Source organism: Streptosporangium pseudovulgare (assembly GCF_014648055.1).
Taxonomy (GTDB): domain Bacteria; phylum Actinomycetota; class Actinomycetes; order Streptosporangiales; family Streptosporangiaceae; genus Streptosporangium; species Streptosporangium pseudovulgare.
This window is the reverse complement of sequence record NZ_BMQJ01000039.1, coordinates 15,489-28,216: the sequence shown is the minus strand read 5'-3', so window position 1 is coordinate 28,216 and position 12,728 is coordinate 15,489. Positions and strand designations below refer to the sequence as shown.

Annotated in this window: 11 protein-coding genes; 5 read left to right on the top strand and 6 right to left on the bottom strand. The window is 71.3% G+C overall.

Annotated features, from left to right (window positions below; translation table 11 throughout):
- The first annotated feature begins 94 nt into the window (after positions 1-94).
- The gene (locus IEZ10_RS40180; RefSeq protein ID WP_189251291.1) at positions 95-2,650 is read left to right on the top strand and encodes a tetratricopeptide repeat protein; all 2,556 of its coding nucleotides are present in this window, start codon (positions 95-97) and stop codon (positions 2,648-2,650) included.
- A gap of 301 nt (positions 2,651-2,951) precedes the next feature.
- Here IEZ10_RS40180 and IEZ10_RS37705 read toward each other — a convergent pair whose 3' ends face one another.
- Positions 2,952-3,701 carry a DUF2306 domain-containing protein gene (locus tag IEZ10_RS37705; RefSeq protein ID WP_189251290.1) on the bottom strand — a complete coding sequence of 250 codons (750 nt, stop codon included), beginning with the start codon at positions 3,699-3,701 and terminating at the stop codon, positions 2,952-2,954.
- A 100-nt stretch (positions 3,702-3,801) separates the two neighbouring features.
- On the opposite strand from IEZ10_RS37705, the gene IEZ10_RS37700 reads away from it, so the two are divergent.
- Positions 3,802-4,545, top strand: a complete 744-nt coding sequence (locus tag IEZ10_RS37700) for a TetR/AcrR family transcriptional regulator (protein ID WP_189251289.1) — start codon at positions 3,802-3,804, stop codon at positions 4,543-4,545.
- 226 nt (positions 4,546-4,771) lie between these two features.
- On the opposite strand, the gene IEZ10_RS37695 is transcribed toward IEZ10_RS37700, so the two are convergent.
- The 3 genes from IEZ10_RS37695 to IEZ10_RS37685 form a co-directional block, all read right to left on the bottom strand.
- The gene (locus tag IEZ10_RS37695) at positions 4,772-5,041 is read right to left on the bottom strand and encodes a DUF5701 family protein (protein WP_229812060.1); all 270 of its coding nucleotides are present in this window, start codon (positions 5,039-5,041) and stop codon (positions 4,772-4,774) included.
- Complete coding sequence (locus IEZ10_RS37690) at positions 5,038-5,703, bottom strand: CatB-related O-acetyltransferase (protein ID WP_189251288.1); 666 nt, start codon at positions 5,701-5,703, stop codon at positions 5,038-5,040. The genes IEZ10_RS37695 and IEZ10_RS37690 overlap by 4 nt, the downstream gene beginning before the upstream one ends.
- Before the next feature lie 285 nt (positions 5,704-5,988).
- Positions 5,989-6,378 (bottom strand): VOC family protein, encoded by a 390-nt coding sequence (locus IEZ10_RS37685; protein WP_189251287.1) that lies wholly within the window; start codon positions 6,376-6,378, stop codon positions 5,989-5,991.
- 325 nt (positions 6,379-6,703) lie between these two features.
- Here IEZ10_RS37685 and IEZ10_RS37680 point away from each other — a divergent pair, with 325 nt between their 5' ends.
- Positions 6,704-7,351, top strand: a complete 648-nt coding sequence (locus IEZ10_RS37680) for a TetR/AcrR family transcriptional regulator (protein WP_189251286.1) — start codon at positions 6,704-6,706, stop codon at positions 7,349-7,351.
- Between the two features lie 326 nt (positions 7,352-7,677).
- On the opposite strand, the gene IEZ10_RS37675 is transcribed toward IEZ10_RS37680, so the two are convergent.
- The gene (locus tag IEZ10_RS37675) at positions 7,678-9,000 is read right to left on the bottom strand and encodes an aminoglycoside phosphotransferase family protein (RefSeq protein ID WP_189251285.1); all 1,323 of its coding nucleotides are present in this window, start codon (positions 8,998-9,000) and stop codon (positions 7,678-7,680) included.
- 384 nt (positions 9,001-9,384) lie between these two features.
- Between IEZ10_RS37675 and IEZ10_RS37670 the strand changes: the two genes are divergently transcribed.
- Positions 9,385-10,620: an epoxide hydrolase family protein gene (locus IEZ10_RS37670; protein WP_189251284.1), complete on the top strand. Its 1,236-nt coding sequence runs from the start codon at positions 9,385-9,387 to the stop codon at positions 10,618-10,620.
- A 520-nt stretch (positions 10,621-11,140) separates the two neighbouring features.
- Here the strand turns inward: IEZ10_RS37670 and IEZ10_RS37665 are convergent.
- On the bottom strand, positions 11,141-11,761 hold the full coding sequence (locus IEZ10_RS37665) for a TetR/AcrR family transcriptional regulator (RefSeq protein ID WP_189251283.1): 621 nt from the start codon (positions 11,759-11,761) through the stop codon (positions 11,141-11,143).
- A gap of 117 nt (positions 11,762-11,878) precedes the next feature.
- On the opposite strand from IEZ10_RS37665, the gene IEZ10_RS37660 reads away from it, so the two are divergent.
- Positions 11,879-12,709 carry an SDR family NAD(P)-dependent oxidoreductase gene (locus IEZ10_RS37660; RefSeq protein ID WP_189251282.1) on the top strand — a complete coding sequence of 277 codons (831 nt, stop codon included), beginning with the start codon at positions 11,879-11,881 and terminating at the stop codon, positions 12,707-12,709.
- The last annotated feature ends 19 nt before the right edge of the window (positions 12,710-12,728 follow it).

The following is a 12,728-nucleotide window of genomic DNA, read 5'->3' as shown; positions in this document are numbered from 1 at the left end:
GTGAGGTGGCGGGGCACCTGGGCCGCTGACCTCACGAGATGGCCGGTTCGGCCGGGCCGTGACGCACGGCGGGCGACGGGGAGGGTGGAAGGGCATGCAGGTGCGGCGGGTCGTCGGTGTCACCGGCTCCGGTGGGCGGGGGTCGGGGTATGTGGTCGCGCCGCGTCTGGTGCTGACCTCGGCGCACGTGACCGGCCCGGCCGGCGCCGCCGTACGGATGTTCCACCCCGGGCGGGCGGGGGCGTACGGCGGCGCGGTGGTGTGGGCCGGTACGCCCGGCGGCCGCGACGACGCCGCGCTGGTGGCCGTCGACGACCCGGCCTGGGAGCCGCCGGAGGGTGGGGTGGTGCGGTGGGGCCGCACGATCACCTACCGGCCCGGTATCCGCTGTGAGAGCTGGGGCCTGCCCTCCTTCGCCCAGCGCGAGGATCGCCCGGCGGAGCTGTGGCAGCCAGCCGGGGCGCTGAACCCCGGGGACCGCTACGTCGGCGACCGGTACGTGATGACCCCGGATGGCCACCCGCCCCGGGTGAGCGCGGATGGTGTTTCGCCGTGGGAGGGCATGTCCGGGGCCGCACTGGTGTGCGGGGACCTGCTGGCCGGGGTCGTCACCGCCGACCCGGCCCGCTTGGAGCATGCCCGGCTGGAGGCGGTGCCGGCCTACGTGCTGTTCGCCGACCCGGCCTTCCGGCGGGTGCTGGCCGCCCACACCGGCCGGGCCGATCAGGCGCTGGAGCCGATCGAGTACCAGCACCTGGCCGAACCCGCCGAACCCGCGGGAGCGCAAGCGGCCTCTCCGGCGGCGCTGCTGCAGCCGCACCGGCAGGTGGTGCCCTTCCGCGGCCGCGAGGAGATCCTCGCCCGCCTGCACGCCTGGGCGGAGCGGCCGGGGTTCGGCGCCTGCCTGGTGCACGCCGGCGGTGGTCAGGGCAAGACCCGGCTGGCCCGGCACCTGACCGGCAGGCTGGCCGGCGCGGGGTGGGCGGTGGTGTGGCTGGACGCCCGCGTCCCGGCCGCGGACCTGGCAGCGGTCAGGGACGCCGCCGCGCCGCTGCTGATCGTCGTCGACTACGCCGAGGCCCGCACCGAGCAGGTCGGTGCGCTGCTGGAGGCATGCGCCCGCCACGACGGCGCCTCGCCGGTCAAGGTGCTGCTGCTGGCCCGCACCGCCGGGTCCTGGTGGCAGGCGCTGCCGGAGATCTCCCGGAACGCCGAGCTGCTGTTAGCCGATGCCGGGGTGATGCCCCTGCCGGCGCTGGAGCCGGACGCCGATTCCCGGGCCGGGGCCTACCGGCAGGCCGCGGCCGCGTTCGCCGGCGCGCTGGCGGCGCTGCCCGGCCGGCAGGGTCGTCCCTGGGCGCGGCTGGCCGCCACCCTGCCCGACCCTACGCAACGGGAGGGAATGGGCAACGCGCTGACCCTGCACATGACCGCGCTGGCCGACCTGCTCGACCGCTCCGCCCCCGCACCGGACGAACCCGGCACACCCGGCAGTGATGAGGGTGCCGGGGGAGTGGAGGATCGGCTGCTGGTCCACGAGCGCCGCTACTGGCGCACCACCGCCATCGGGCGCGGCCTGTACCCGGCGTTGAGCATGGAGACCCTCACCGACGCGCTGGCCGCCGCGGTCGGCTGGGGCGCAGCCAGCCACGCCGAAGCCGACGCGCTGATGCGGCGGGTGCCGGGGCTGGCCGACCAGCCCGCCGACCGCCGTACCGGTGTGCGCGCCTGGATCGGCGGCCTGTACCCACCGGCCGCCGAGCCGCCCTGGGGTCAGCTGCAGCCCGACCGGCTCGCCGAGTGCTTCCTCGGCCGCCACCTGGAAACCAACTCCCACCTGGCCGACCACCTCACCCCGGCCGCGAGCCCCGCCCAGGCCACCCGGCTGCTGACCGTCTACGCCCGCGCCGCCGCCCACCCGGTCTTCACCCACCGCCTGGATGCGGCCCTGACCGACCTGTGCGTACGGCACGCCGAGGTGCTCGCCGTCCCGGCGATCCAGGTCGCCACCCAGGTCGAAGCCCCCCAGCCGCTGCTGGCCGCCCTGCATCGGTTGTTGTCCGACCCCGGCATCGACGCCGAGACCCTGTGGCATTGGCACGACCAGCTTCCGCTGGCAAGCCACGCCCTGGCCGATTGGGTCGCCCAGTTGGCCTCACGCCTGGCGGACCACTCCCGTCACCACGCTGACCATCCCGCTCTGGTCATGAGCCTGAGCAACCTTTCGGTCCGGCTGGCGGCCCTGGGACGCCGTGAGGAAGCGCTGGAGCCTGCCACCGAAGCCGCTCAGGTCTGCCGCCGTCTGGCCGAGACGCATCCCGACGCCTTCCTGCCCGACCTCGCCGTGATTCTGAACAACCTCTCCAATCGGCTGGCGGACCTGGGGCGGCGGGAGGAGGCGCTGGAGGTGATCGCCGAAGCCGTCGCCATCCGCCGCCGCCTGGCCGGGGCCCGCCCCGAGACCTTCCTGCCCGACCTCGCCCTGAGCCTGAACAACCTCTCCATCCGCCTGGCGGATCTGGGGCGGCGGGAGGAGGCGCTGGAGGCCGTCACCATCACTCGCCGCCTGGTGAAGGTCTACCCCTCTGTCTACCAGGAAGACCTGGAGCGGTCTTTGATGACCATGGAACGGCTGCGCAGCGACGCTTGATGGGAAGCGCACGTTGACGCGTCGCCGTCGGTGATCCGCTGCGGGCCCTCGGCGGATCGGGTTGCACCGGCATCCCGCCGCCGGTCCGGCGGGGGCGTCCACGGCGGTGTTGATGGCGCCCTGTTGATCCGGAAGGTCCGTGCTGCCGGCCCACCGGTCCACGCCCCCGGTCAGAGGCGGCCCACGCAACCGGGGATCGGTGACCGTCTCCGGCAGGGCCCGGGCGAAGCATCCGGCATGCAGGACCAGGAACGGCCGGTCCGAAACCGCTGCTCCCGACCCCGCCTCCCAGTCTGCGCTTTCAGCCGGACACGGCCCGTTCCTGCCGTGTCGCGGCCGCGCCCCCGGTGCGGCGGCCGCGGCGGGCCACCTCGCGCTCCAGGTACCACTCCACGGCCAGCAGTGGGATCGTCCAGCCGAGCCAGCCGGACAGTCCGGAGATCGTCCACGCCATCAGGTCGGGGTCGCCGTGGAAGACGGTGTCCTGCAGCGGGGGCAGGGCGATGATCAGGATCCCGGTCCACACCCGGTTGGTGATGATGGAGTAGGTCAGCACGGTGCTGCGCAGCATCCAGCGCCGGTGGTCGGCGTACCGGCGGGCGCGGGCGGCGCGCCAGCCCGTCGCGGTGAAGGCGAGCCACAGCAAGGCGAGGAGCACGTTGCTGACCGCGAGGAACGGTCCGAACGGGGTGCGCGCCCCGATGACCAGGCCGGTCAGCCCGGCCGGCAGCACCCCGGCGAACACGTAGACCCGCCCGGCGCGCCGGTGCCACACCGGGTGCCGCCGGCGGAACCACGGCCACACCTGGAAGAACGCGGTGATCATGGCGACCGAGGCGAACAGCACGTGCGCCACGAGCAGCGGGTAGTGCAGGTCGAATCCCTCTGGCTGCGGCACCCGGGACAGCGACCGGTCCCCGATCAGGTACGGCGGCAGCGAGAACGCGAGGAACCCGGCCGTGACCAGGCCGAGCGGCACCGTCCAGCGGCGCCGCCACCATGGACGCCGGCGGGCCGGTACCGGCGGAGGACTGTCGATCGTCGTGTGCATGACGGCTCCAGGGAATGGTCGAGCAGATGCGTATGCCATACGCTTATTGCGTATCATATACGCAAAGCGTGGGCCATACGCAAACTGGTAAGCTCCTGGAATGCCGGAAAACATCGGAGACGAGCTGCCGCACGCGCTGAACGTGCTGTGGGGACGGGCCGAGCCGAAGGGGCGGGGACGCACGCCCGCGCTCAGCCTGGAGCGGATCGTGGCGGCGGCCGTCGCCCTCGCCGACGAGGAGGGCCTGGCCGCGCTGTCCATGGCCCGGCTCGCCGAACGGCTCGGCTGCGCGCCCATGTCGCTGTACCGGCACGTGGCCGGCAAGGACGACCTGCAACTGTTCATGCTGGCCGCCGCGCCCGGCCCGCCGCCGGAGTTCGGCACGGCGCCGGCCGACTGGCGCGGCTCACTCACCCGGTGGGCCGTAGAGCTGCTCGGCGTCTACCTGCGGCATCCGTGGATCGTCCAGCTGGTGAACTCCCCGCCGGTGGACCCCGGCCAGCTCGCCTGGCTGGACGCCGCGCTGCGCACCCTCGGCGGCACGCCGCTGGACCCGCGGACCCGGTTCTCGGTGGTCATGCTGGTGCTGCACTACGTGCGCGGCGCGGCCCAGCTCCTGACGTCCATGACCACCGCCGAACCAGAGGAAAGGGCCGACGAGGCGTACGCCGCCCTGCTCGCCGAGCTCGCCGACCCCGGCCGGTTCCCGGCGCTGGCCCGCGCCGTCGAGGCCGGGGTGTTCGCCCCCCACCCGGGGGCCGGTCCGGACGACGACTTCCGCGCCGGCCTGGACCACCTGCTCGACGGGGTGGGGATGGCGATCGAACGCGCCGCCCGGGCCTGAGCCGGGCCACCCGCTCCGGGTCCGCGGCGGGATCGCCGACAGCGAGCCGCGGGCGCCGCGCGTGTTCTTCACGCCGTCGCCGGAAGAGGTGGCCTGGGCCGAAAAGCGCACCGGCGGCCCGGAGCCGCGTTTCGCGCCGGTGCCGGCGTTGAAGTGCCTTCAGAAGACGGCGCGCTTCCCGTGTGGCCCGCCCTTGGCGGTGACCGTGAACAGCGCGATGCGGCCTCTATGCGGCTGCGCGACGACTGCCTGCGGAGGCCATCCCGAGCCAGGTGTGCGGATTGCGTTCCCGGCACCGGCCGAGTTCGGGGGCGTTCCGGCTGATCCACAGCGCCGGGACCCGGCGGTCGCCGGAGCGGGAGCCGCCGGGGGAGAAGCACTTGTTCTCGACCAGGATCTCCGGAAATCGGGTGATCACCGCGATGCCCTCCTCGATGGTGAGCAGGGTGCGCCCCCGGGCGGTGATGGCGTCCATGGCGTGCTCTTCGATGGTCACGTGGGTCGAAGGCTCTTCTCCAGTCCGTGCGCGGCGGCGATGCGCGCGATGTCGGCCGGGGTGCCGGCCATGATGGTGCGGGCGTTCTCGGTCACCAGGTCGACGGGCCAGTCCCACCAGGCGGCCCGCAGCAGTTCTTCGACATCGGCGTCGGCGAAGCGGCGGCGGATGGTCCTGGCCGGATTCCCGCCGACGATCGTGTACGGCGGCACGTCGGCGGTGACCACGGCGCCGGCCGCGATGACGGCGCCGTCGCCGATGGTCACCCCGGGCATGACGGTGGCCTGGTAGCCGAACCACACGTCATTGCCGACCACGGTGTCGCCCCGGCTGGGCATGCCGGTGATGATGTCGAGGGTGCGTTCGGTCCACTCGCCGCCGAACATGGTGAACGGGAAGGTGGACACGCCCATCGTCGGGTGGTCGGCGCCGGCCATCAGGAAGCGGGTGCCGGAGGCGATCGCGCAGTATTTGCCGATGATCAGCCGCTCCGGCCCGTAGGCGTACAGCACGTTGCGTTGCTCGAAGCCGGTGGCGCCGTCGGGATCGTCGTAGTAGGTGTACTCGCCCACGGTGATCGTCGGCGAGCTGACCAGCGGTTTGAGGAAGACCACTCGTTCGTGGGCGGGCAGTGGGTGCACGGTCATCGGGTCGGGTGTCAAGCGGGGTTCCTTCCGTGATCATTTCGATGGCGTGCCCGGCCGGGGCCCTGAAGCGGACGCCGCGTCCGCCGTGATCGGCGTTCGTCTCACCGGGCGTGTCCTCTGCGGGCCGGCCCGGTGCTCGATGTCCTGATCCTGCGGGCGTGCGTGGTCGAGGGCTGCAGGCATGGCGGTTCCCCTGTTCAGGGGGAGTGACGCGGCGGGTGCGTTCCCGCGCATCGCGGTGACGCTCAGCGGGGTGTCGCCCGTGGCCGGGTCGGGCGACACGCCTCTGTCGCGGATCGGTCAGCCGTGTTCGGAGGCGACCCATTCGACGAACTGGACGATCACGCCGTTGGGGTCGGTGACCTGGAACAAGGCCTCTCCCCAGGGCTCCTGGCGCAGCGGCATGGTGATCTCCACCCCGGCGTCACGCAGCCGCTTCTCCTGCTCGGCCAGGCCGCCGGCGAGGGTGAAGGCGAGGATCAGACCGCCGGCACGCTGGTCGCGCTGCTCGGGCGGCAGCACTTCGATGCCGCGGGCGAGCAGGACGATGTCGGTCGCGTCGTCGCGTGACAGGGAGGCGAAGCCGTCGGCGGCCCGCTGGACGGTGTAGCCCAGGTGGGTGGTGAAGAACGCCTGGGAGGCGGCGACGTCGTCGACGGTCAGCGAGACGGTGGAAGCGATGAACTGCACGGCATCTCCTCTGGTGGGGGTGGGGTCAGTGGTCGCGGCGCCGGGGGACGATGCGCCGGCCCCGGGCTTGCCGCGACACGCGGATGTTGTGGCCGGACGGCGGACGACGCAGGTCGGTGCCGCGTGGCGGGGCCTGCTCGGGCTGTCGCGTCCGCGACACGCGACCAGGCCCGACCCGGAGCGCAGCGACGTCGTGGGTGTGCCGGCGCATGGATGCCCTCCTTCGGATCCGGTGTTCCACCATCGTAAATTTACGACGGGAGTAAATTTAGTCCAAGGTATCAAGAGTGTCAACATAAAGATGCTACGAGGGTAATATTGCGTTATGGCTACCCACGCTCCCGCCCCGGCCGCCGGGCTACGCGAGACCAAGAAGCACGAGACCCGGCAGCTCATCTCCGACCACGCGACCCGGCTGTTCATCGCCCAGGGCTTCGAGCAGACGACCATCGCCGAGATCGCCGCCGCCGCCCGCGTGGCCAAGAAGACCGTCACCAACTACTTCCCCCGCAAAGAAGACCTGGCCCTGGACCACCAGGAGCAGTTCGCAGCCTCCCTGGCCGACGCCGTCGCCGCCCGGCGCCCGGGAGAGTCGGTGCTGGCCGCACTGCGCCGCGTGTTCGCCGACGCCGTGGCCGCCCAGGACCCTGTCGCCGGGTTCTCCGGCCGGGAGTTCGCCCACATGATCGCCGACAGCCCGACTCTGAGTGCCTGCCTGCGCGGCCTGCACGACCAGCGTGAACACCGCCTCGCCCGGGCCCTCGCCGACATCACCGCCGCTCAGCCCGACGACATCACCGTGCAGACCGCCGCCGCCCTGCTGGGCGCCGTCCACCGCATGCTGTTCCACCGCATCCAGACCCTCACCCTCGCCGGACACCCCGACGATCAGATCGCCCAGACGATCGCCGCCGATGCCACTCAAGCCTTCGACCTGCTGGAGCCCGCCCTGTCCGGTTACGGCGCCGCCTGACAGGCGCATCCCCACCCGTATCGGTGCAGCGGTCAACTCCAGGCCGGTGATCAAAAGCGTCTGAGGGCTGCCCCGTGACCGCCGGTCGGGAGAAGGATGCTCTTACGGGCCTCCTGCTTCGCCTTCGTCCATACGGAGTCAGGCCGTTCAGAGCGCGGCGCGAACGGCGCGCACGGGACGGCCTCATGGCCTCACGGATATCGCGTCGGACGGTAGCCGCCGCGCACCTACGACCAGTGATGCGATCTTTCCCGCGAAGGCCGGCCTCACCGTCAGGCGCGCCGTCCGTACCGGGCCTCAAGGTCCTCGAACGCGGCCGATCAGCCTTACCGCCGCCAACCATTGATGGTCAGGTCGGGGTCGGTGGCCGCGTTCAGCAGCCGTCGGCCCCAGCCGTAGGTCATCGGTAGCCAGTTGAAGTCGTGATCCGGTCCGACGATGTCGGCCAGCTCGATCAGCTTCATGATCTCCACCACCGCGGCGAGCGGCTTGGCCACGCACCACGCGCTCCGCATCCGTTCCGGTGCAACGGTGTCGGCCCAGGCGGCGAAGCAGACCTCGAGGTAGCTCGCAGCGTCCGGCTCGGGGACGTCGAGCAGCCATGAGGCCAGGTCGAACAGCGGGTTCGTGACGGTGGCGAAGCTCCAGTCGTGCAGCAGGATCTCGTCGTCTCGCACGACCACATTGCCCGGATGGAAATCGCGGTGGACGATCGTCGCCGGGATGGCCGCCTCGTCCAGGCGTTCGGTGCACTCGACCAGGTACGGGGTCAGTGCCTGCAGTCGGTCGGCCTCCTCGCCGCTCAGCGCCCGGTACAGGTTCTTCGGAAGTTCGGGCGCCCGCCAGATGTCGTCGCGTGCCATGGTCGACCGCACGCCGTCGGCCAGCGAGGCCGGGGTGAGCGGGACGCACCCCGCGGCGATCAGCTCGTCCCCGCGGCCGATGGTCTCCTTCTGCACAATGACCAGCTGTGTCAGGCATGCGCGACGCTGCTCTGTGGAGACCGCCCAGCCGTCCACGCCACCGAAGTCCTCGGCGAGCCACCAGCGGTCATCGGGGGAGATCGCGGTGATGGTGGCGAACGGCGCGATGCGCAATGACGCCAGGTACCGAGTGATGTCCGGCTCGCGAGCCAGCCTCGGCAGGACCGCCTTCAGGTACAGGTCACCCCGGTCAGTCGGCGTGCGGAGCACGGCGGACATGCTCCAGTGCTTGATCTGACGGCTCGGACCGAGCCGCATGCGACCGGCAGCCTTGATCTCCCTGTCGATGTAGGACTCGACTCGCTCGAACCAGCCGGGCCTGAACCAGTCGGAGGCGGGGGGCCGGGATCGCGCCGCCCGGCGGTCGAGCACCGGGCTCTGCCCGCTCACCGCATCATGCCCGTGCCAGGCGAACCCATCGGCGGACACCGGCCGTGCTCCGCCTACCGCCAGCAGGACCACCGTCGTGAAGTCCAACGGCTCCAGAACCACCGTGATCAACCCGAATTCGTAGCGCACGCGATCGGTCAGCTCGCTGTCCATCGGCGGCCACCCGACGTCGAACCGCATCCGCGGCAGCGCCGGACCGCCGCCGGCGATGTCGCACAGCACGGCACCGTCCCGGTCGACGATGACCAGCACGGCTTCCACGGATTCGGACGTCATGATCAACCCTCCAGGGATCGACGGGGTTCGGGGCCTTACCGGTGGACTTGTCCACTCATTGGACCTCGGTGGGGACGAGGTTCCGGCGGCCGGTCGACTGCTGGCCGGTGGAGACCCGTTCGCGGACCAGACTCGCCGTCGGGGTCCCTTCCGTGCGAAGGGGGGAGCGTATCCGTCGTCGAACCCTGTCATCAATCGGCATCGGATGTGATTGGATTGGCAACGCACTTTCGCGCCGGAATGTCCTGGTTTGTTGGGCGCTCGCTGCGCCTGTCGTCATTCGATTGCTCGCCGACGGGCCGGGCGGCCGGAGAATCCTGGCGGAAGGCCATCACGGTTCGCCGCCCGACAGGCCGACGGCACACCCCGATAAGGAACCACGTGATGAGCACCCCGCACGCCTTTCCCCTGAAGCCCGTTCCGATCCACGTGCCCGACGAGGTCCTCGATGACCTGCGCGACCGCCTCGCATCGACCCGTCCGCCGCTGGACGAGGGGAACGAGGACTGGTCCTACGGCGTCCCGGACGCCTATCTGCGTGAGCTGGTCGCCTACTGGCGGGACGGCTACGACTGGCGCAAGGCCGAGGCCGCCATCAACGTCCACGAGCACTACCGGGTGAGCGTCGCCGGTGTCCCGGTGCACTTCATGCGCAAGCCCGGCCGCGGCCCCCGTCCGATCCCGTTGATCCTCACCCACGGCTGGCCGTGGACGTTCTGGCACTGGTCGAAGGTGATCGACCCGCTCGCCGACCCGGCCGCGTTCGGCGGCGATCCCGCCGACGCCTTCGACGTCATCGTGCCGTCCCTGCCCGGCTTCGGTTTCCCCGGCCCGCTCACCGGCTTTCCGGACGTCAACTTCTGGAAGGTCGCCGACCTGTGGCACACCCTGATGACCGAGACCCTGGGGTACGGGAAGTACGCCGCCGGGGGCTGCGACATCGGCGGGATCGTCTCCAGCCAGCTCGGCCACAAGTACGCCGACGAGCTGTACGGCATCCACATCGGCTCCGGGCTGCCGCTCGACTTCTTCACCGGCCCCCGCGCCTGGGACTTCGCCCGGAACCGGCCCCTCACCGACGACCAGCCCGCCGACGTCCGCGCCCGGATCATCGAGCTGGACCACCGCTCGGCGTCCCACCTCGCCGTGCACATGCTCGACGGCGCCACCCTGGCCCACGGGCTGAGCGACTCACCCGCCGGACTGCTCGCCTGGCTGCTGGAGCGCTGGAACGCCTGGAGCGACAACGGCGGCGACGTCGAGTCCGTCTTCACCAGGGACGACCTGCTCACCCACGCCACGATCTACTGGGTGAACAACTCCATCGCCACGTCGATGCGTTACTACGCCAACGCCAACCGCCACCCCTGGGCCCCCGCCCACGACCGCACCCCGGTCGTGCAGGCCCCGGTCGGCCTCACCTTCGTCACCTACGAGAACCCGCCCGGCATCCACACCGCCGACGAGCGCGTCCGGGCGTTCAAGACCGGCCCGCAGGCCGATTGGTTCAACCACGTCAACGTCAACGCCCACGACCACGGCGGCCACTTCATCCCCTGGGAGAACCCCGACGCCTGGGTGGGCGACCTGCGCCGCACCTTCCGCGGCCGCAGGCCCTGAACGACCCTGCGGACTCGTCCGGCGACGGGCCGGGCGAACGTCGCCTGGCGGGTGGTGCGCGCCGGCTGGCCGGCCCGCACCACCCGCCACGCCGTCCGCCTGAGCCGGCCTGCCCACGGGACTCCGCGCGCCGCCACCTCCCGGGAGCCCTGTCCGCCGGTACGGCACTGCGTATCAGCCCCGCCGCCGACGCCGTACCGCTCCTGCTCGCCGCTCCGGTGGCCAAGGCCCGCCCGCCCAGGGTGTTGACGTGGACGAGCGCGGACCGGAGCAGATGCGGGTGCGGGGCGGAGGGCGGGCCCTCGACGGTGAGCTTGTCGCCGGACGGCCGCCCCCACCTGCGCTACGCCCCGCTGACCCCCACCCCCGTACGGCGATCCGTAACGGACACCAGCCCGGGCGCGAAGAGGTGACGGCCAAGTCCGCGCAGGCGTGGCCTTACGGGCGCGACTCACCCGACCTGCCCGAACATCGGTGAGAGCGGCACCGCCTCGAGCATCGGCTTCGCCTCAGGTCACCATCACGACCTCGTCGGAGCCGGACTCCATGACGAGTGCCGGCCTCGGTGGTCCGGTCTGGTCCGTAGGCCGTCGAGGATGAGCGCGAGGTAGCGCCGCCACGGTTGCGAGGCGCCGGCGGACGGCAGGTCCATCACGGAGTCGATCATCGCAACGATGGGCGCGATGTCGTCCACCGTGACGTCGCCGCGCATCGTGCCCTGTTCCTGGGCACGGGCGATGAGGTGGCCGCAGGACTCCACGATTCCGGCCCGGGTGCGCGCGATCTGCCTGCTGTCGCTTCCGCCCTGCCGTATCAGTTCTCGGAGCCCGCGGTCGGTCGCGGCTTGTTCCAAGGCCCGTTCGAGGAAAGCACTCAGTGCTTCGTAGGCGTCCCGCCCTGCCAGCGCGGCCTGTGCCGTGGCACGGATGTCGTCGAGCTTGCCGGCGTAGACAGCCTCGGCGAGGGCCTCTTTGTTGGGAAACCGCCGGTAGACGGTCCCGACGCCGAGCCCCGCGTGGTGGGCGACGTCGTTGAGCGTGGCTTGCAGCCCGCGCGCGGCGAACACCTCCCGCGCCGCCGCCAGTGTGCGCTGCCGGTTGTGCTCGGCGTCGCGGCGCAGTACCGGTGTCTCTTCGCTCATGGCATCTCCGCTCCTCCGGATAACTGGATACAGAATATCCGGTTCGTGCTAGGCTGCCTGACATAAGCGGATATGACATATCCACTTCGGTGGATATGTAGCGAGAGCAGGTGAAACATGCAGACCGTGGTCATCACCGGAGGCACCGACGGGCTCGGCAAGGGGCTGGCTCTTCACTACCTCCGGCAAGGCGCTCACGTCATCGCCGTCGGCAGCACCGCCGAAAAGGGACAGGCCTTGCTCGCCGAGGCCAAGGCCCTTCCAACCGGGCGGGCCGACTTCGTGCGCTCCGATCTCACCTCGGTGGCCGCCTCCCAGGATCTCGCCGAACGCCTTGCCGGGGATCACCCGGTCGTCGACAAGCTGATTCTCTGCGCCCAGCGATACCGGCTCTTCGGCGACCGTGTGACCACCCGCGAGGGCTTCGAGCACAGCTTCGCGCTCGCCTATCTCAGCCGTTTCGTGCTGAGCCACGGCCTTCACGACGCGCTGCGGGCCGCCCGCCGCCCGGTCATCATGAACGTGGGCACGCCCGGTGTGCCGCTGGGCCGCATTCACTGGGACGACCTGCAGCTGACGCGCACCTACAGCGGGGCCAAGGCCAGCCTGCAGTCCTTCCGGGCCAACGATCTCCTCGGGGTCGCCTTCGGCGTTCTGCATGCCGGCAGCGGCGTCTCCTACATCGGCTACAACCCCGGCGTGGTCTCCACCGGCATGCCCGAGAGCCTGCCGCAACCGCTGCGTGCCGCGACGAAGGCGTTCTTCACCATGTTCGCCACATCGGTGCCGAAGGCGATAGCACCCATGACCGCGCTCCTGGACGACCCGCCGGCCGAGCCCTTCGCCGCGTACTGGCAGAAGCGCCGGCTGTCGCTGGACGGCCGCGCATTCGACGGGCAGGACGCACTACGCCTCCATGACCTCACACGAGAACTGATCCCGCGCTGACGCCCGTGGCCGTGCCTGC

What these genes read in the sequence shown, in the direction of transcription:
- IEZ10_RS37680 (WP_189251286.1), top strand. Translation starts at nt 6,704, where the DNA reads ATGGCTACCCACGCTCCCGCCCCGGCCGCCGGGCTACGCGAGACCAAG.
- IEZ10_RS40180 (WP_189251291.1), top strand. Translation starts at nt 95, where the DNA reads ATGCAGGTGCGGCGGGTCGTCGGTGTCACCGGCTCCGGTGGGCGGGGG.
- IEZ10_RS37700 (WP_189251289.1), top strand. Translation starts at nt 3,802, where the DNA reads ATGCCGGAAAACATCGGAGACGAGCTGCCGCACGCGCTGAACGTGCTG.
- IEZ10_RS37705 (WP_189251290.1), bottom strand. Translation starts at nt 3,701, where the DNA reads ATGCACACGACGATCGACAGTCCTCCGCCGGTACCGGCCCGCCGGCGT.
- IEZ10_RS37660 (WP_189251282.1), top strand. Translation starts at nt 11,879, where the DNA reads ATGCAGACCGTGGTCATCACCGGAGGCACCGACGGGCTCGGCAAGGGG.
- IEZ10_RS37670 (WP_189251284.1), top strand. Translation starts at nt 9,385, where the DNA reads ATGAGCACCCCGCACGCCTTTCCCCTGAAGCCCGTTCCGATCCACGTG.
- IEZ10_RS37675 (WP_189251285.1), bottom strand. Translation starts at nt 9,000, where the DNA reads ATGACGTCCGAATCCGTGGAAGCCGTGCTGGTCATCGTCGACCGGGAC.
- IEZ10_RS37665 (WP_189251283.1), bottom strand. Translation starts at nt 11,761, where the DNA reads ATGAGCGAAGAGACACCGGTACTGCGCCGCGACGCCGAGCACAACCGG.